The organism is Oscillospiraceae bacterium, from assembly GCA_015067255.1.
In the GTDB taxonomy this organism is placed as follows: domain Bacteria; phylum Bacillota; class Clostridia; order Oscillospirales; family SIG519; genus SIG519.
In genome coordinates this window covers 1-18,093 of sequence record SVMS01000032.1, presented here as the reverse complement: position 1 = coordinate 18,093, position 18,093 = coordinate 1, and the positions used below count along the sequence as shown (strand labels likewise).

Here is an 18,093-nt window from a genome sequence, read left to right as displayed (position 1 = left end):
AGTTAAAAGAAATAATGAAATCAAATGAGCTAAGTTTAGCTAAATTCGCTTATGCGAGCTAAATGTGCTCCGCACGCTAAATTACTTTGTAGCTAAATTGACCTTCGGTCAGCTACAAGGCGAATTTAATTTAACTAAAACATCGGGTGTGAAAAAATGGCAGAAAGCATAATGCTTGATAACGCAAAGGACTTTGCAGTTGAAATTGTAAACCTGTGTAACCACATTAAAGAAAATAAAAAAGAATATACTTTAACAACTCAGCTTATGCGTTCAGGTACATCAATCGGTGCAAATATTCACGAATCCAAATATGCACACAGTACAGCAGATTTTGTTTCAAAAATGCAAATCGCATTAAAAGAATGTTATGAATCTGAATACTGGTTAGAAATTTTAAGCAGAACAGGATATATAGAGGAACAGCAATACAAACGCACCGTAAATAATTGCGGTCAAATTCGCAGAATGCTGATTTCGTCAATAAATAAAGTTAAAAGAAATAATGAAATCAAATGAGCTAAGTTTAGCTAAATTCGCTTATGCGAGCTAAATGTGCTCCGCACGCTAAATTACTTTGTAGCTAAATTGACCTTCGGTCAGCTACAAGGCGAATTTTATTTAGCTATGGAGCGAAGCGGAATAATTTAGCTTTAAACGAAGTTTAAAATTTAGCTGATTATGGGGTGTTTTTTTATGACAGTTTTTATCACAGGTGCAAGCAGGGGAATAGGGCGCTGTCTTGTTGAAGAGTTTGCAAGGCTGGGGCACAGTGTCGGCTTTTGTTGGCTCAACAGCGACAGTAAGGCTTACGAGCTTATTGACAGCTTAAAAAAAGAAGGTTGCAGTGTTGTAGGCTTCAAGGCAGATGTGAGCAACAAAGAGCAGCTTTGTGCGGCTATTGCCGAAGCTGAGAAAAAATTAGGCGCCATAGACCTTCTTATAAATAATGCAGGCATAGCTCAGTCCAAGCTTTTCACCGATATTACAAATGAGGATTGGGACAGAATGTTTGACATAAACGTCAAGGGTGTATTTAACGCCATTCAGGCGGTTTTACCCTCAATGCTCAATCGCAAAAGCGGTAAAATAATAAACATCTCTTCTATGTGGGGTGTTGTAGGCGCCTCCACCGAGGTTCATTACTCAGCATCAAAGGCGGCGGTAATAGGACTTACCAAGGCTCTGGCAAAGGAGCTTGGCCCGTCAGGAATTGCAGTAAACTGCATCGCTCCCGGCGTTATAGACACCGATATAAATGCCTTTTTAACCGAGAGCGACATAGACGATATTATTGAAAGCACGCCTTTAGGAAAAATAGGAACGCCCAAGGATATTGCAAGGCTTGCCGTTTTTCTTTCGGGCGACAGCTTTATAACAGGACAAATTATCACTGCAGACGGGGGCTTTACTCTTTAATCCTTATCCGAGTGCAAGATTTTCCAAGAGTTTTTAAAGCTTTCCTCCACATCAATATTTCTTTCTTTTTTAGGTTTAGAAACAGCTGTCTTTTTAACGGGCGGCTGTTCTTTTTTTGCATCCTGCACGGTTTTATAGCCTTTTTCGTTCCAGGAGCGCAAAATAGAGGACATATAGCTTATGGAATATTTTCCTGTTTTCTCTATTGTCAGCTCGTAGGCATATTTTACAATGTCCACATCAAAGCCCCATTCGACCCAGCTGTCCATAGCTTTTTTCTCGCTGTCTGTCAACGCTCTGCCGCCGATTCCCAAGGCTGAAACGATTTTTGACTCGAGAGTTTTCTTGTATCTTTGCTCGTTAAGATAAGCTTCTAAAATATCCTTTTCCGTCAAGCCCTTATCCGAAAAGGATATGGCAGTTTTTTCGATATATCTGAGACTTGTTTTTCCGATTTCAAAGCAATACTCAAAAATCATATATATAACATCAGGGTCAAGGCCGAGCCAATCGTTTAAGGATACAGCCAAAGCCACCTCAGAGGGCGACATAACCTTTGTATATAAGTTTTCAGAGATTTTTTCTATAAGCTCCAAAAGCTTGTAGTTTTCCTTAAGCTTAAGGTTTACCGCTTCCCCTGTATAATGGGGTGATGACTGTGTTTTTTGAGGAGATGCGCCTATAATAAGTCTTTCACCTCTGCGGGACAACAGCTTTTTGGATATCCAGAAGCTTACAGACCTCTCCAAAGTATCCTCGTCAATAGCTAAAAGTTCCGCCAGCTGCTGAGTATCAAAGGTTTTGCCTTGATTTGCATAAAGCCATAGGATAACCTTTAAATCCTCATGCTTTGCAGTATTCAAATATTTTTCAATTGTTTTTGGAATAAGGATATATTCTTCCTTTTCACTTTCTGTAATAATAAGAGCCATTTTTAACGGTCAACCCACAGGCGACCTCTCTCCTGTCTTTTTTATCTTTTAATTTCTGCAATCATTTCCAAAGCGTTTCTATAAAGAATTTTTATAAAGCCTGCTATTATTACGGCAAAGAACACTCCTATAACGCCCATATGATGACTACATACTAAAATAGCAAGAAGAACTGCCAGCGGATGCACTCCGCCCGCCTTTGACTGTATTTTAGGATTTATAACATTTCCTTTGATTTGTCCGAAAACTGTCAGCAACAGCCAGGTTGCCGCCGCTGCAGGCAAGCCGCCTGTAAAAAGAGCAATAGCGCCTGCAATAATCGTAACCACCGTTGCACCGAAATAAGGGATAAAGTTTAAAAGGAAAGCAAGCATTCCCAAAACCAACGCATAGGGACTTCTCAATATAAACAAAATTAAAAAGGTACAAACTCCCGTTATAGCGGCTATAACAAACTGAGCTCTTACGTAATTTTTCATAAGCTCGTTTATTTCGTCTGATATTTTGCGGGCATTGTCCTCATATTTTTCGGGCATCTTAGCCATAAAGCTGTCAATAATACGCTTGCCGTCAATAAGCATATAAATTGTTATAACTATAATAAGAAAGATATTTACAATCTCGCCAAGCAATCCGAAAATATAGTTGATTATCTGAATAATCAAATCAGACAGAATTTTATATATCCCGTTAAGCGCCGTATTTACGCCCTCTATAATTTCAGGGGGCATTTCATATTCGATAAGACGGTTTTGTATATCGTTGATTATAGCGTTAAAGGATTTTGTTATCTCAGGTATTCCGCTTAAAAGAGCCTTGCCCTGACTTGCGATTTTAGGCACGAAAAAGTAAACAAGAAGCCCGATAATAACCACACATAAAACTATAACTATAATCGCCGCAAGCCAGCTTTTGATTTTAAGCTTCTTTTCTAAAAATTTCGTAGGCGTATACAGTACATAGGCAAATACAAAGCCTAAAAGAAACGGAGTTATAACAGGCAGACACAAATACCCGATTACTGCCGTTACAACAAGCAATATTGTTATTGCCCATAGCTTTACTGAGGACATCTGTACTCCCCCGATTTTTAATGTATTATACTACATTATATTATAGTTGTCAGATAAAAACAAGTGCTTTTTAAAATGATATTTAAGATATCTCTCTTCATCAATCATTTCATCAATCATTTTACTTGAATAGTGAGCGATGAAATGATATAATAGTAACGAGGTAAAATTATGTATAATAATGAAAATCCGAGACTTACATTAAGTAAATCTCGGATTTTTTAATTTCTTATCTTACTTTGTCTCTGAGCAGCAATAAATCTATAATATTGATATCTCCGTCATCGTTCATATCGAACAGTATCTTTTCAGCATCATCAGCTTTGTCTTTTTTAGTTAAAATGTTATTTAACTTAGTAAGCTCCGGAGTACCTGTTTCGCCGTCATTATCAATATCACATTCGATAACGGGAATTACTGTAACATCTGTTTTGTCTCCGCAAGCAGAGCAATGGCGAGATTTGCTTCCCTCTTCAGTGTGTGTTGCCTCTTTATCAACAGTAAATTCCTCGTTGTAGCTATGTCCAAGCTCTTCTTTAAGTACGTCACCGCATACTGTACAGGTCTGAGCTGTGGTACAGGTAGCTTCGTCGCCGGGGGTGTGTCCTGTTGCTTCTACAGTTTCCTGTGCAACGAGAACCTCGCCGCATACTGAACAATGCTTACCCTCGGTTAAGCCTGTTTCTGTACAGGTGGGAGCCTTAGCCTCGTCAACAACCTCAGTGTGTCCAAGTGCTTCGATTTCTTCTTGAGCAACGAGAACCTCGCCGCATACTGAACAATGCTTACCTTCGGTTAAGCCTGTTTCTGTACAGGTGGGAGCCTTAGCCTCGTCAACAACCTCAGTGTGTCCAAGTGCTTCGATTTCTTCTTGAGCAACGAGAACCTCGCCGCATACTGAACAATGCTTACCCTCAGTTAAGCCTGTTTCTGTACAGGTAGGAGCCTTAGCCTCGTCAACAACCTCAGTGTGTCCGTTTGCAGCAACTAATACGTCACCGCATACTGTACAGGTCTGAGCTGTGGTACAGGTAGCTTCATCACCGGGGGTATGTCCTGTTGCGGCAATTACTTCCTGCGCAACGAGAACCTCGCCGCATACTGAACAATGCTTACCTTCAGTTAAGCCTGTTTCTGTACAGGTGGGAGCCTTAGCAGCATCAATAACCTCGGTGTGACCTGTTGCTGTGCCGTTTGCCTGTGTATAGCTGTCACCGCAAGGACAGGTAAAGGTCTTAAAGCCGTCAGCCTCGCAGGTGGGAGGAGTTGTGGTTTCGTTATAAATGTGCTCGCATTTGGTCTTTACCCAAGCGCCGTCTATATATTCATAGGTTCCTGCAAGACCTGTATCGTTTTCAATAAGCGAAACGAGCTTAATGGGAATTTCAACATACTCAATTGTCTTGCCGTCAGAGCCTGTCTGATTTGACTGATAAGTTACAGTCTGAGTACCTGTATGCTTTAATTTAATAACTGCGCCGTCATCTGCAGTAATATTAGCGCCTGAAGCAGTTACATAAACATTACCCTGTGAGGCATCAATTGTACCTGCAACGTGAATATGCGCATCAGCATCCGCAGTATGCCACGGAACGCTTGCGGGCTTACCGGGAGCATATTTAACGTGAGTAACCTTAGCGGCTTCTCCTGTAGTTCCGTAAACATTACCGCCCGCGAAGTAACCTAAATCCCACTCGTCAGCATCGTAAATATAAATGTTGTAGCCGTTGCCGAGGATGCACTGTCCGCCTTTTTCTACAATCATTTCTGCGCCGGGAAGAATAGCAATATCCTGAGTAATGGTAACCTTACCGCCATCCTTAATAATAACAGATAGGTTATTTGTTACGGGAAGGTCATAATCCTTGGAATTGATAGTTTTAGTATCCAAAACGCCCAATTTCATAGAGATAGAAAGGGGTTGCATGCCAATTTCGCCGTTGATGGTGATAACAAGACGGTCGGTCATTTCATCATAATCCTTTGTAATAGAGCCTGAAAGGATATTGAACATACCGTTAGCTCCAACAAAGGGAACAGCAGAGCCCTGAATACCTACAAGCGTGATTTGAACAGACATATATCCGTTTTCAACAGCGCCTGCCTCTAAGGTCATAGGAACCTCAACGTTTTGTATATGGTACTGGTTCATAGGGAATACTTGCTGCTTATTGCCTACCATGCCGGAAACGTTGGTGCCGCCGCGCCAGTTGGTTACCTGGAAGCACTCATAAACGGTACCGCCGCTTTTAACGGTAATTGAGCCTGAGCCCATAATAAATCCCCATACGTAAAGATTTGCACCGCTGTTTACTGTAATGGTGCTGTTTTCTTCCATTTTAACAAGGCTTACAGGTCCGCGAGGAGCAGAAATACCGGCACCTGCATTCTGAACAGCAGAAAGGCTGATAGCACCGTTTACTGTAATATTTGCACCGCTTGCCATAGTCAATGTGCGGTAAATTGTGGGCATAACGTGGGTGCTGTCATTAGTTGTTCCGGGTTCAGTTGTATATAAAGTATTATTTGCATCAAAGGGAATCAGCAAGGTTATACCTGCAGGGATAGTATAATTACCTGCTGCAAGTGTACCGTTATTTGCTAAAACAATTGTTTTGTTTGCAGCGCTCTGAGCAGCAGTTACAGCTGCAGTAAGGTCATCATACAGACAATCGCCGTTTACCAAAAACCAAGCAACAGTCTTAGCAAAAACAGCTTTTATACTCATATCGTCTGCAGGCTTAAGGGTAAAGCTTGCAGCTTTATCAATAATCTTATTGTCAGCATTTATCCAGCCAAGGAAAACTGTACCGCTTGCAGCTGTAGCAGTTACAGTTGTACCGTCCTTGGAAATAGTAACAGCATCTCCGTTATTAACTGCGCTGCCGCCTACGGTAACACTGCCCAAGGTGCTGTCATATACAAATGTAACATTTGACTCGTCCTTAGATGCAACAAGGGCAAAGTTGCTCATAACAAGCTTGTTAACAGTAGAGTTCTTAGCAGTAGTAATAGTAATTGTAAAGCTTGCGCCGCCATCTAACACCTTGCTGAAGCTACTGGAAGTAGTAGAGTATACTGTTCCGTCAATCTTTAACTGGTTAACTGATGTAGCTGTCCAATCAAAAGAAAGGGTAGCAGTAGCCTCGGAATCATTGTAAATAGTAATTGTTGCTGTCTTTGCGGACGCACCAATACCAAATACACCTGCCGAGCCTTTTGCTGTAACGGTAACTGCACCGTTTGACATACTGTTGTCCGTAGCGCCGCTGACGCTTACTGTAACGCCTTCAACAGGGGTATGATTACCGGTAGCCGCAAAGAAAGCTATATCGGAAGGATTGAAAATTTCGTTTAAGGTAGCATAGAAATAGCCAAAGGTTTCAAAGCCTTCATAAAGCTTTGTCAGATAAGCCTCATCCTCTGTCATAGCTTCTGTCATCTCTGCAACAGCCGAAGCCTCATCCCATGAAGAAATCATATCTTCTTCATCCATACTCCATACAGCATCCGCAACATCTTCTTCAGACATAACTGTTGTGCCTAAATATTTGTTAAGGATTGTATCCATCTGAGACTTTACCTCTTTTACAAGCTCAGTCTCAACGAGAGCGTTTTCCTCTGTGTGCTGATGCTCAGTGTTTCCGACCATATAAGCATTGGGAGTAAAGGAAACAACCATCATCACTACAAGAACAAGGGAAAGCAGTCTTTTACTTGTTGTCTTAGTCATAATAATCCTCCTAAAAATTTTTATATATAAATTGTTTTTTAAATACAATTTATTTTCTTTTTTTCTTAATTATTATCAATACTACAGCTACAGCAACAATCACTGCTGCAGCTACAGCTGCTATTATTATAATAGGAAGCATTGTATTGACATTTTTATTTGCTGTAATATTGTATTGCTTTGTTTTGCCGTTACTGTCTGTAACAGTAATAGTAATCTTGTTTTTACCGTCCTTGAGATTGTCAGCACCTTCAATTATAACAGATGCATCTTCGTCTACAGGTATTCCTGTAATTTCAAGGCTTGTTTTGTCGGTTGTTATTTCATAATCTGTCTTGTCAGACTTAAATTCAAAATCTATACCCTCAATAATAAGCTGTGCAAGTCCCTTTCCGCCTGTTTTTACAGCAGGAGCAGAGGCTGTAGGGGTGCTTGTTGAATCAGGCTGTGAGCTTGCAGGCTGAGATGTGGGCTGTGAGTCTGTAGCATCAGAGGATGTACCTGAGCTTGCAGCATCAGAAGAAACGTCTGAGCTTGTGGTGCTTGAAGAGATATTTGAGCTTGAATTATCAGAAGAAACGTTTGAGCTTGAAGATGTTTCTGTCAATGTTCCTGTAATCTGAATAGCGGCAGAGTTTTTGGAGGTTGTCATTTCCTTAGCGCTTTTATCGCCTACAGTAATGTTTCGGGGATTGATAATTGCAGTACCTGACTTGCACTTATCCAGAACCTCAAACTCCATAACCAAAAGATTGTCCTTTTTAAGCATAGCGCCTGTGCCGCCGTATATGTAAATTATTCTGATGTAACCGTTTTTGTTAAGAGTTACATAATCGTCCGCATGGCCGATATCAAGAGAGCCCTTGTCGTTTGAAGATTTGTTGGCAGTAGCCTTTACAAGCTTAAGTCGGGAATTGTCAAAGCTTACATCAAACTGAAAGCCGCCCATACCTACAGGGCTTTTTATTCCGCAGGTAACTGTTACCTTATCACCCTCTTTAAGCTGAGTTTTTTCGGCTGTTGTTGTAATTTTAACAACTTCATCTGCCGCAAAACAAGGTACTGCAAATGCCGCCATAATGACAAATGTCAAAAACAGCGCAAAAAGCTTTTTCATTTTTCGTCCTCTTTTCATTATATATAGGGTATAAAATCTCATATTACAAAAATACGATTTTATTATATTATAAATTTTCAATAAAAACAAGTGTTTTTTTTAAAAGATAAAAAATCCAAGACTTACATTTAAAGTAAATCTCGGATTTTAGCTCTTATTTTACCTTGTCTTTAAGTGTCAATAAATCTCTGATATCAATAATTCCGTCATCGTTCATATCAAAAATAGCTTTTTCAGCTTCATCTGTTTTATTTTTTCTCGTTAAAATTTCGCTTAGCTTAACAAGCTCTTTGATGTCTGTTTCGCCGTCATTATCAATATCGCATTTGATAACGGGAATTACTGTAATTTCTGTTTTGTCACCGCAAGCAGAACAATGGCGGAATTTGCTTCCCTCCTCAGTGTGCGTTGCTTCTTTATCAACGGTAAATTCCTCGTTGTAATTATGACCGAGAGCGTTCTTAAGCACTATTCCGCAGACAGTACAGCTTTGCGCCTGTGTACAAGTAGCTTCAGCACTGGGAAAATGGTCTGCTGTGCCGATTATTTTAATAGTTGCCGAGCTTGCGGAAGCATTCATTCTATCGGCATTTTTATCGCCTACGGTAATATTTTCAGGAGTTATATATGCAGTACCCGAGCTGCAGTTATCCAAAACCTCAAACTCCATAACTAAAAGGTCATCCTTTTTAAGCATCGCACCTGAGCCGCCGTATATATAAATCAGTCTGACATAGCCGTTACGGTTAATGGTTGTATAATCCTCTGCATGACCGATATCAAGAGAGCCTTTGTCACTTGAAGCTTTGTTGGCTGTAACGTTTACAAGTTTAAGACGGGTGTTGTCAAAATACACATCAAACTGAAAGCCGCCCATACCTACAGGGCTTTTTATTCCGCAGACAACAGTAACCCTTTCGCCCTCTCTCAGCTCACTTCTTTCGGCGGTTGTTGTAATAACAACCTCATCTGTCGCAAAACAGGGAAGTGCAAAAGCAACCGAAATCACTATAATCAGCACTATCGCAAGATTTCGTTTCATTTTTTCGTCCTCTTTTGGTTTGATTTATATAAAATATTATATTATTTTCAGCCGATAATTACAAGCTCTTTTTTATAATATGAAGATTTTGCTCTCTTTCCTTCAGAATGTTCACCATTTCAAAAGTTTCGCTGTCCTGCCCGTCGCAAATTATGTATATCTGCGCCTGTATTCCTTTACTGTAAAGCATTTTTGAATTATATATAAGCTCTTTTATTATATATTCGGCATAGTGGGAGCTTTCTTTGTCAACAGTTGCAAAAAGCTGTATCTCCGTTATTTTTTCACCCTTGAAATTTACAAAAAGCAAAAAAACCAATGCGCCGACAACAACAATTCCCAGACCTAACGCAATATATATGCCCGGATTCATTTCCATCACCCTTTCATATATATTTTATTCATAAGAAAAAAATAAGTGAAAGCTTATTGAAAACTAAGGGCAAATATGATAAAGTTAAATTATAAAAGTCCTTTAAGGAGATTTTTTATGGGTGAATTGGTAAATACTAATACTATGATTAGTGAAATTAAAGAAGTTTTACAAACTGCACGGTTTAATGTTGCTCAGCAGGTAAACTCTGAACTTTTAACGGCATATTGGAATATCGGAAAAATCATTGTCGAACACGAACAAGGCAATAACGAACGTGCCGAGTACGGAAAACAAACCTTAAAAGAGTTATCGAAAGTATTAACACGTGAATTTGGAAAAGGCTTTTCTGTTTCCAACATTCAATTTATGCGGCGATTTTATCAAAATTATCAAATTCAACAGACAGCGTCTGTTAAATTGAGCTGGTCACATTACTGCGAATTGCTTTCAATTTCCGATGGAGATAAACGCAGTTTTTATGAAAAAGAATGTGTAAATTCAAACTGGTCTGTCAGAGAATTGAAAAGGCAAATTGCAACTTCTCTGTATGAGCGAGTATTACTCTCGGAAGGTAAAACTAATAAAGAGACTGTTTTCTCACTTGCTCAAAAAGGCATTGAAATCAATACCCCGAAAGATATAATTAAAGACCCCTACGTGTTTGAGTTTTTAGGTTTACCTGAAAATAAACCTATGTTAGAGAGCGATCTTGAAAAAGCACTGGTAAACCAAATTGAAAAGTTTTTACTCGAGCTCGGCAGAGGATTTATGTTTGTAGGCACTCAGCAGAGAGTAACCCTTAATAATACTCACTATTATGTGGATATGGTTTTCTATAACAAAATTCTTCGCGCCTATGTTCTAATTGAATTAAAAACTATAAAACTTTTACCTGAGGCAGTTGGACAACTTAATATGTATCTTAATTATTACGAGCAGGAAGTAAATGACACTGACGATAATAAGCCTATCGGAATTATTCTTTGCACAGATAAGGATAGCGTGGCTGCCGAATATGCTTTAGGCGGACTTTCAAACAATATCTTTGCTTCAAAATACACTTATTGCATACCAAACAAGGAAGATCTTATTGCGCAGGTAGAAGCAGTGCTGAATGATTATCATAAAAAAGACAGAAATTAACAATAGCTTTATACTGAATTTTGTTTAGCATAAGATTATTTTGTTCTCTTGTTTCCCTCAACCATAAAACAAGCTCAATGAATATTCATAAGAAAAAACAAGCGAAAGCTTATTGAAAACTAAGAGCAAATATATAAAGTTAAATTATAAAGGAGTGTAAAAAGTGATATTATGGATACAAGAAAAGCCATAGCAAATAGATTATTAGAGCTATGTGAGGAAAAAAGATTATCGGTAAATGCACTTGCAAGACTTTCAGCCGTTCCGCCCTCAACATTAAAGAATATAATTAACGGCGGTAGCAAAAACGCAGGTGTTGTTACACTTAAGAAATTATGTGACGGCTTAGAAATATCCCTTTATGACTTTTTCAACACCGAAACATTTAAAACGCTTGAGCAAGAAATCAAATAATTCTCTATTAACAAATTAGAGTACGCCCTCTTATGAGAACGGATTTAACCCTGTTTTTATTTGTCCTTTTCCTTTGCGGTGTTGAGAGAAGAGATGAGCATAACATGAATATCGGTACAAGCAGAATCAATGAGCTTGTACTCTGTGAAGTTTGGCTTTGCCAAGTGAAGTTATTCCTACGGCATAATGAAGTATTGTGCTTTAGCACAAAGTGAAGTTAAGTGTGCTCCCCACGCCCGCAGGCACTTCACGATGCGAAGCATCACTTCACGCACCGAAGGTGTGCTTAACGTGCCATAAGGCACACTTAGTTAAAAAAAGAAAGGTCCACTTTGTGAACCTTTCTTTTTTTGGTGAACCATCGGGGAGTCGAACCCCGGACACCATGATTAAAAGTCATGTGCTCTACCTACTGAGCTAATGATTCATATGCGTCTTTTTTAAACTGCCATAACAGTATAGCAAAGAAAAACTCCTTTGTCAACACTTTTTTTATTCGATATTTTTTTATTTTTTATTATTTCCCGTTTTGTATAATATATATATTATGTGGAATTTATTTTTTGTATGGACATACTGTAAAAAAAAGGGTATAATATAATTTCAAATATTCTTGATTTTTTAAAAGTTTTTTAACATTTATATTATATGATAATTAGATACATTCTGGAAGGGATTGAAATATATGTTAGAGCTTAAAGCAATAAAAAAGGATTATTATACCGGGGGAGAGGTTGTAAACGCCCTTAAAGGAATAGATTTGCAGTTTCGTGAGAGCGAATTTGTATCTATTTTGGGACAGTCGGGCTGTGGAAAAACAACTCTTTTAAACCTTGTAGGCGGTCTTGACCAATATACAAGCGGAGATTTGGTTATCAACGGGAAATCCACAAAGGATTTCAAGGACAGAGATTGGGACGCTTACAGAAACCATTCTGTCGGCTTCGTTTTCCAAAGCTATAACCTTATTCCTCATCAATCCGTTTTGCAAAATGTTGAGCTTGCGCTTTCTCTTTCGGGTGTTTCTAAGGCTGAGCGCAGAAAAAGAGCGAAGCAGGCTCTTGAAGAGGTTGGCTTAGGCTCTCAGATTAAGAAAAAGCCCAGTCAGCTTTCAGGCGGACAGATGCAGAGAGTTGCTATTGCAAGAGCTATTGTAAACAATCCCGACATTATTCTGGCAGACGAGCCCACAGGCGCTCTTGACACCGAAACAAGCGTACAGGTAATGGAGATATTAAAGGAAATTTCCAAAAGCCGTCTTGTAATTATGGTAACTCATAACCCCGAGCTTGCGGAAAAGTACTCAACCCGTATAATCCGTATGCTTGACGGAAAAATTACCGACGATTCAATGCCTCTTACTCAAGAGGAATTACAGGCACAGCAGCCTGAAGAAGCTCCTGTTAAAAAGAAAAAGGCTAAAAAGAAGCCCTCAATGTCTATTTTTACCTCCTTTGAGCTTTCTTTAAAAAATCTTTTCACTAAAAAGGGACGTACAATTCTCACCTCCTTTGCAGGAAGCATAGGTATTATAGGTATAGCCTTGATTGTTGCCGTTTCCAACGGTACAACAACATATATTGACACAGTACAGGAAGAAACGCTTTCCTCATATCCGTTGCTTTTAGAATCGCAGAATATGGATTTGGCTACCGTTATGCAAGCCTTTATAGGTGCCGCCGCATCTTCCCAGGAGCACGAAAAGGACGCCATATACCAAAAATCCGCAATTTACGATATGGTAAATGCTCTTAACTCCTTAGAAGCAACCAAAAACGACTTGCACGCCTTCAAAGCCTTTCTTGAAGAGGAGCGAAAGAAAGAGGGCAGTCAGCTCAGTCAGGTTTTAAACGGCATTCAGTATTCATATAATTTCGATTTACTTGTTTATACTCAGGACATTGACGGCGCTATTATCCACTCAGATTCCGAAAAGCTTATGCAAGAGCTTCTTTTGGAAAATCTCAAAATGGATTTATCTGCTATGATGGGAATGAGTGAGGAGTCGGGAATGGGTTCCTCCTCAGGCTTTATGTCTATGGGCAGCTCTATGATTATGTGGCAGGAGATGCTTGCGGGAAACAACGGCGAGCTTATCAACCCCGTACTCAAAAAGCAATACGAGCTTATTGACGGCGAATGGCCCGACGAATACAATGAAATTGTTCTTGTTGTAGACAAAAACAACGAGATTGACGATATGGCGCTTTACGCTTTAGGTCTTAAAACAAAAGAAGAGATAAGCTCTGTTATGAATGCGGCTTTAAACAAAGAGGAAATCAAAGCCGAAAAGAGCAAATGGACCTACGAGGAAATAAGAAACAGAGAATTTAAAACAATTCTCAATTCCGATTGCTATTCTTTAAATGAAGAAACAGGACTTTATACAGATTTAAGGGAAACCGCTACAGGTCTTAAGTATCTTTACGACAACGGACTTACTCTTAAGGTTTCGGGCATAATCCGTCCCAACGAGGACGCTTCCTCTACAATGCTTTCAGGCTCTATTGCATATACCCATAAGCTCACCGAATACGTTATTGAAAACGGCAAAAAATCCCCCGCAATAGAGGCTCAGCTTGCTTCTCCCTCAAAGGATATCTTTACAGGTCTTCCCTTTAAAGAGAATACAGGTAAGCTTTCAGTTGCTGAAAAGGAAACCGAATTTAAAAAGCATATAGCTTCTCTTTCCGAGGCTGAAAAGGCAGCGGCATATATTAAAATTATGAGTATTCCTCCCAAGGAATATGTTGATAATGCAGTTTCTCAGTCCTTAGGCGCTATGACCCGTGAGGATATGGAAAAGCTGATGACTCAGAACATCTTACAGGAGATGGGAATGAGCGGAGACAAGGTTGAAAGCTATATTGCTTCTATGAGTGACGAGGATTTGAAAAAAGTTTTTGCTCAGTCAATAGAAGAAAGCGTAAAGAAGGCATATGCACAGCAGGTTTCAGCGCAGATGGGCGCTATGCCCGCTGCACAGCTCAGTATGATGCTTGATACTCAGCTTGCTTCCTATACTGCTGAACAATGCGCTCAGTATTATGACGAAATTCTTGTATTCTCAGAGTCCACCTACGACAAAAACTTAGAGGCTTTAGGCTATGTAAATTTAGACACTCCCTCAACAATAAGCCTTTATTCCTCATCCTTTGAAGAAAAGGACACCGTTAAGGACATAATTTCCGACTACAACAAAAACGTCGATGAGCTTTCAAAAATAAACTACACCGACTACGTGGGAATTATGATGTCCTCAATAACTACCATAATAAACGCTATAACCTACGTTTTAATTGCTTTTGTTGCAGTATCTCTTATAGTTTCTTCCATTATGATAGGCGTTATCACGCTTATATCGGTACAGGAAAGAACAAAGGAAATCGGTATACTCAGAGCAATCGGCGCTTCAAAGCGCAACGTTTCCAGTATGTTTAATGCAGAAACCGTAATCATCGGCTTCTCCTCGGGTGCTTTGGGCGTTATTGTAACCTATCTGTTATGTATTCCCATAAACATTATTTTACACGCTGTAACGGGAATAGGAAATCTAAGCGCGATTCTTCCTCTCCCTGCGGCAATTATTCTTGTAATTATAAGCGTAGCTCTGACACTCTTCTCGGGAATAATCCCATCCTCAAGCGCTGCTAAAAAAGACCCCGTAGTAGCACTGAGAACTGAATAATCAAAGCTAAGGCTGTCGAAAAAGGCACAGACCGCAGAAAAGGAAAAAGCAAATAGGTTGAAGCTGATTTTTAAAACTGATATAGGAAAGGAGTTTTTTCTCTTTTCCTATATTTTTGTTTTAAGCTTGTGGGGGCAGTTATCAAAATCCAAAGCCTATAACCTCGACAATCGTGTTTTAAAATTTAGTAAATCATAATTAAGTAAATTTTCAAAAAGCTATTGACTATTGTTTCGTCGTGAAGTATAATTAAGTAAATCGTAAATCACGAATTTTCTATAGGGAGGTACACCTATGTTCATAGGAAGAGAAAATGAGCTTAATTCATTAAACCGGCTCTATAATTCCGATAAATTTGAGTTCGCCGTTATTTACGGTCGCCGCCGTGTCGGTAAGACTGCACTTATCAACGAATTTGTAAAGGGCAAGGATACCATTTTCTTTACCGGCGTTGAAACCAACGCAAAGCAAAATCTTGATAACCTTTCAAGAAGTATTATGGAATATAATACGGGGCTTTGGGCGGGAGCTTCCTTTAATAACTTTCAGATGGCTCTTGAACACGTTTTTGAGCTTGCCAAGACCAAAAGAATTGTGCTTGTAATTGACGAGTACCCTTACGTTGCCCGTGCATCTAAGAGCCTTGCTTCCACGCTTCAGCTTTTGATTGATAAAAATAAGGACACCTCAAAGCTGTTCTTAATTCTTTGCGGCAGCTCTATGTCCTATATGGAAGATCACGTTTTGGCATATAAGGCTCCCCTTTACGGAAGAAGGACGGCGCAGTTCAAAATTAAGCCTTTTGAGTTCTTTGAAGCTTGCCGTTATTTTAATAAACTGTCGGGTGAAGATAAGGCATTGGCATACGGTATTGTAGGCGGAACTCCCCAATATCTGATGCAGCTTAACGATAATCTTTCTATCGAAGAAAACATTAAAAACACTCACTTAAATCCCGCTTCTTCTATTTTTGAAGAACCGGGCAACCTCTTAAAGCAAGAGGTGCGTGAGCCTGCAATTTACAATGCGGTTATTACCGCTATTGCCACCGGCTCAACCAAAATGAACGAAATCTCTAATAAGATTGATGAAGATACAAGTGTGTGTGCTACCTACATTAAAAATCTGATTACACTCGGCATTGTAAAAAAAGAATCGCCTTACGGTGAAATTTCCACTCGCAAGACGATTTACTCTATCGAGGATAATATGTTCCGTTTTTGGTATCGTTTCGTGCCGGAAAACACTTCGGTTATTTCAAGAGGTGCTATCGACTTGGCGTATAGCCGTATAGCTCCCGAGCTTTCCTCTTATATGGGTAGCGTTTTTGAGGATATTTGTAAGCAGTATCTTTGGAAGCTTCTTCTTGAGGGTAAATGTGCCGTGAGCTTTACCGATATTGGTCGTTGGTGGGGAGCAAACCCCAAGACCAAATCCCAAGAAGAAATTGACATTATGGGAACGGACAAGGATACCGCCCTTTTTGCCGAGTGCAAATGGACAAACGAAAAGGTTGACCTCGGTGTGCTTGAAACCCTTGTGGAGCGTAGCACCTTGTTTAGTTACAAGAAAACGCATTTTTATCTCTTTGCAAAAACAGGCTTTACCAAAGGCTGTATCGACAGAGCAAATGAGATGGGTAACGTAACGCTCGTTACCTATGAGGATATATTAAAAGCGTAACGTTTCCAGTATGTTTAATGCAGAAACCGTAATCATCGGCTTTTCCTCGGGTGCTTTGGGCGTTATTGTAACCTATCTGTTATGTATTCCCATAAACATTATTTTACACGCTGTAACGGGAATAGGAAATCTAAGCGCAGTTCTTCCTCTCCCTGCGGCAATTATTCTTGTAATTATAAGCGTAGCGCTGACACTCTTCTCGGGAATAATCCCATCCTCAAGCGCCGCTAAAAAAGACCCCGTAGTAGCACTGAGAACTGAATAAAATAAAAAATACTATCGTTTTTGAAAAAGAACGATAGTATTTTTTGCCTCAAAGCCCCTTTGTATATAATGGTCATAGTTACTGGAAAAAGTAAATAAAATGCTTTTTCAACACCAAAGCAATGATTTGGAAGCAAATTTTGGCCGATACATAGCAAAAGCGAGGTGAAATTCACCTCGCTTTTGTGGTTTAGATAAGTGTATTTTTTATAATAAAGCAACTCTAAAAATGGGCAGCTTTGTTTTTTCTATAGCTTCAACTGCTGCAATTAGGGCAGAAGGCGAGCAGTTGCCAAAATCAACATGTATGTATATTCCTCTTGGGTGGTCACCTTCCGGTAAACTATCAATATCGGAAACATAGTGAATAGATTTCAAAAAATGGCGTTTGTTATATTTGGTGACAAATTGCTCTAATGCGTCGACAGCGGTTACAATTTGTTCTTGCGTCGGCGGCGCATCCAAAATGATTTCAAAAAGCACATCAGGATAACCCTCGCAATAAGCGTCTACTCTAAATGTGTCGAAATTTTCTAATTTTTCTATGATCGGGTCTGCCATAAAATAACCTCCTAGAGAAAATTCTTATTTATTATATCACATTTCATTTCAAAAGTAAATTATTGCAGTACAAATCCCTTTTAATCACAAATACTGACAACACAATTTGTAATTTAAGGAGAAATGTATATACAAGGCGACAGATATTGTGAGAAGAATTGAGGCTTGTGTTATAATAGGGCAAACCGCCTGAAACCCGCATAAACACTTGATTTTTCACTGGTTTGCTCTATTGAACACAAGGGTGTCAAAAACGGGTTTTTAGGCGGTTTTATACATAGCAAAAAGCGAGGGGAATTCCCCTCGCTTTTTTAACTAATCGCGTTTATGATTTCCTGCGCGTAGCGCACGCCTTCCATAGCGTCCTTGGCGTACTTGTCAGCGCCGATTTTGTCGGCGTACTCCTGCGTGAGCACGGCGCCGCCCACAATAATTTTGCACCAGGGTGCCTTGAGCCGAAGCTGTTTTATGGTTTCCTGCATCTGGACAACTGTGGTGGTCATAAGAGCGCTTAAGCCCACTACGGGAGCGTGAAGCTCGACAACCTTGTCGGCAATCACCTGCGGCGGTACGTCTTTGCCTAAGTCCACAACGTTAAAACCGTAGTTTTCGAGCAGCAGCTTGACAATGTTTTTTCCGATGTCGTGA

At 39.7% G+C, this 18,093-nt stretch carries 15 protein-coding genes and 1 tRNA gene; 7 read left to right on the top strand and 9 right to left on the bottom strand.

What is annotated here, in order from left to right:
• Positions 1–156 precede the first annotated feature (156 nt).
• Complete coding sequence (locus tag E7480_07460; protein ID MBE6904428.1) at positions 157–519, top strand: four helix bundle protein; 363 nt, start codon at positions 157–159, stop codon at positions 517–519.
• 162 nt (positions 520–681) lie between these two features.
• On the top strand, positions 682–1,419 hold the full coding sequence (locus E7480_07455; GenBank protein MBE6904427.1) for an SDR family oxidoreductase: 738 nt from the start codon (positions 682–684) through the stop codon (positions 1,417–1,419).
• Here E7480_07455 and E7480_07450 read toward each other — a convergent pair.
• From E7480_07450 to E7480_07425, 6 genes are all read right to left on the bottom strand, one after another.
• The gene (locus E7480_07450; protein MBE6904426.1) at positions 1,416–2,351 is read right to left on the bottom strand and encodes a DnaD domain protein; all 936 of its coding nucleotides are present in this window, start codon (positions 2,349–2,351) and stop codon (positions 1,416–1,418) included. The genes E7480_07455 and E7480_07450 overlap by 4 nt on opposite strands.
• Before the next feature lie 41 nt (positions 2,352–2,392).
• Positions 2,393–3,424 carry an AI-2E family transporter gene (locus E7480_07445; protein ID MBE6904425.1) on the bottom strand — a complete coding sequence of 344 codons (1,032 nt, stop codon included), beginning with the start codon at positions 3,422–3,424 and terminating at the stop codon, positions 2,393–2,395.
• Between the two features lie 229 nt (positions 3,425–3,653).
• On the bottom strand, positions 3,654–7,157 hold the full coding sequence (locus tag E7480_07440) for a hypothetical protein (protein MBE6904424.1): 3,504 nt from the start codon (positions 7,155–7,157) through the stop codon (positions 3,654–3,656).
• A gap of 49 nt (positions 7,158–7,206) precedes the next feature.
• On the bottom strand, positions 7,207–8,316 hold the full coding sequence (locus E7480_07435; protein ID MBE6904423.1) for a hypothetical protein: 1,110 nt from the start codon (positions 8,314–8,316) through the stop codon (positions 7,207–7,209).
• 112 nt (positions 8,317–8,428) lie between these two features.
• Positions 8,429–9,316: a hypothetical protein gene (locus tag E7480_07430; protein ID MBE6904422.1), complete on the bottom strand. Its 888-nt coding sequence runs from the start codon at positions 9,314–9,316 to the stop codon at positions 8,429–8,431.
• A gap of 58 nt (positions 9,317–9,374) precedes the next feature.
• Positions 9,375–9,689, bottom strand: a complete 315-nt coding sequence (locus E7480_07425; protein MBE6904421.1) for a hypothetical protein — start codon at positions 9,687–9,689, stop codon at positions 9,375–9,377.
• A gap of 117 nt (positions 9,690–9,806) precedes the next feature.
• Between E7480_07425 and E7480_07420 the strand changes: the two genes are divergently transcribed.
• Both E7480_07420 and E7480_07415 read left to right on the top strand, forming a co-directional pair.
• Positions 9,807–10,835: a DUF1016 domain-containing protein gene (locus E7480_07420; protein MBE6904420.1), complete on the top strand. Its 1,029-nt coding sequence runs from the start codon at positions 9,807–9,809 to the stop codon at positions 10,833–10,835.
• Between the two features lie 171 nt (positions 10,836–11,006).
• On the top strand, positions 11,007–11,249 hold the full coding sequence (locus E7480_07415) for a helix-turn-helix transcriptional regulator (GenBank protein ID MBE6904419.1): 243 nt from the start codon (positions 11,007–11,009) through the stop codon (positions 11,247–11,249).
• Positions 11,250–11,600: 351 nt separating this feature from the next.
• Here the strand turns inward: E7480_07415 and E7480_07410 are convergent.
• Positions 11,601–11,676: transfer RNA gene (locus E7480_07410), tRNA-Lys, on the bottom strand.
• 258 nt (positions 11,677–11,934) lie between these two features.
• Here E7480_07410 and E7480_07405 point away from each other — a divergent pair.
• From E7480_07405 to E7480_07395, 3 genes are all read left to right on the top strand, one after another.
• On the top strand, positions 11,935–14,937 hold the full coding sequence (locus E7480_07405) for an ABC transporter ATP-binding protein/permease (GenBank protein MBE6904418.1): 3,003 nt from the start codon (positions 11,935–11,937) through the stop codon (positions 14,935–14,937).
• 294 nt (positions 14,938–15,231) lie between these two features.
• Positions 15,232–16,620: an ATP-binding protein gene (locus E7480_07400; GenBank protein ID MBE6904417.1), complete on the top strand. Its 1,389-nt coding sequence runs from the start codon at positions 15,232–15,234 to the stop codon at positions 16,618–16,620.
• A 10-nt stretch (positions 16,621–16,630) separates the two neighbouring features.
• The gene (locus E7480_07395) at positions 16,631–16,885 is read left to right on the top strand and encodes a hypothetical protein (protein ID MBE6904416.1); all 255 of its coding nucleotides are present in this window, start codon (positions 16,631–16,633) and stop codon (positions 16,883–16,885) included.
• A gap of 206 nt (positions 16,886–17,091) precedes the next feature.
• On the opposite strand, the gene E7480_07390 is transcribed toward E7480_07395, so the two are convergent.
• Together E7480_07390 and E7480_07385 are read right to left on the bottom strand one after the other, a co-directional pair.
• Positions 17,092–17,445, bottom strand: a complete 354-nt coding sequence (locus E7480_07390; protein MBE6904415.1) for a hypothetical protein — start codon at positions 17,443–17,445, stop codon at positions 17,092–17,094.
• A 311-nt stretch (positions 17,446–17,756) separates the two neighbouring features.
• Positions 17,757–18,093, bottom strand: a 337-nt coding sequence (locus tag E7480_07385) for a homocysteine methyltransferase (protein MBE6904414.1), incomplete at its 5' end; no start/stop codon positions are given.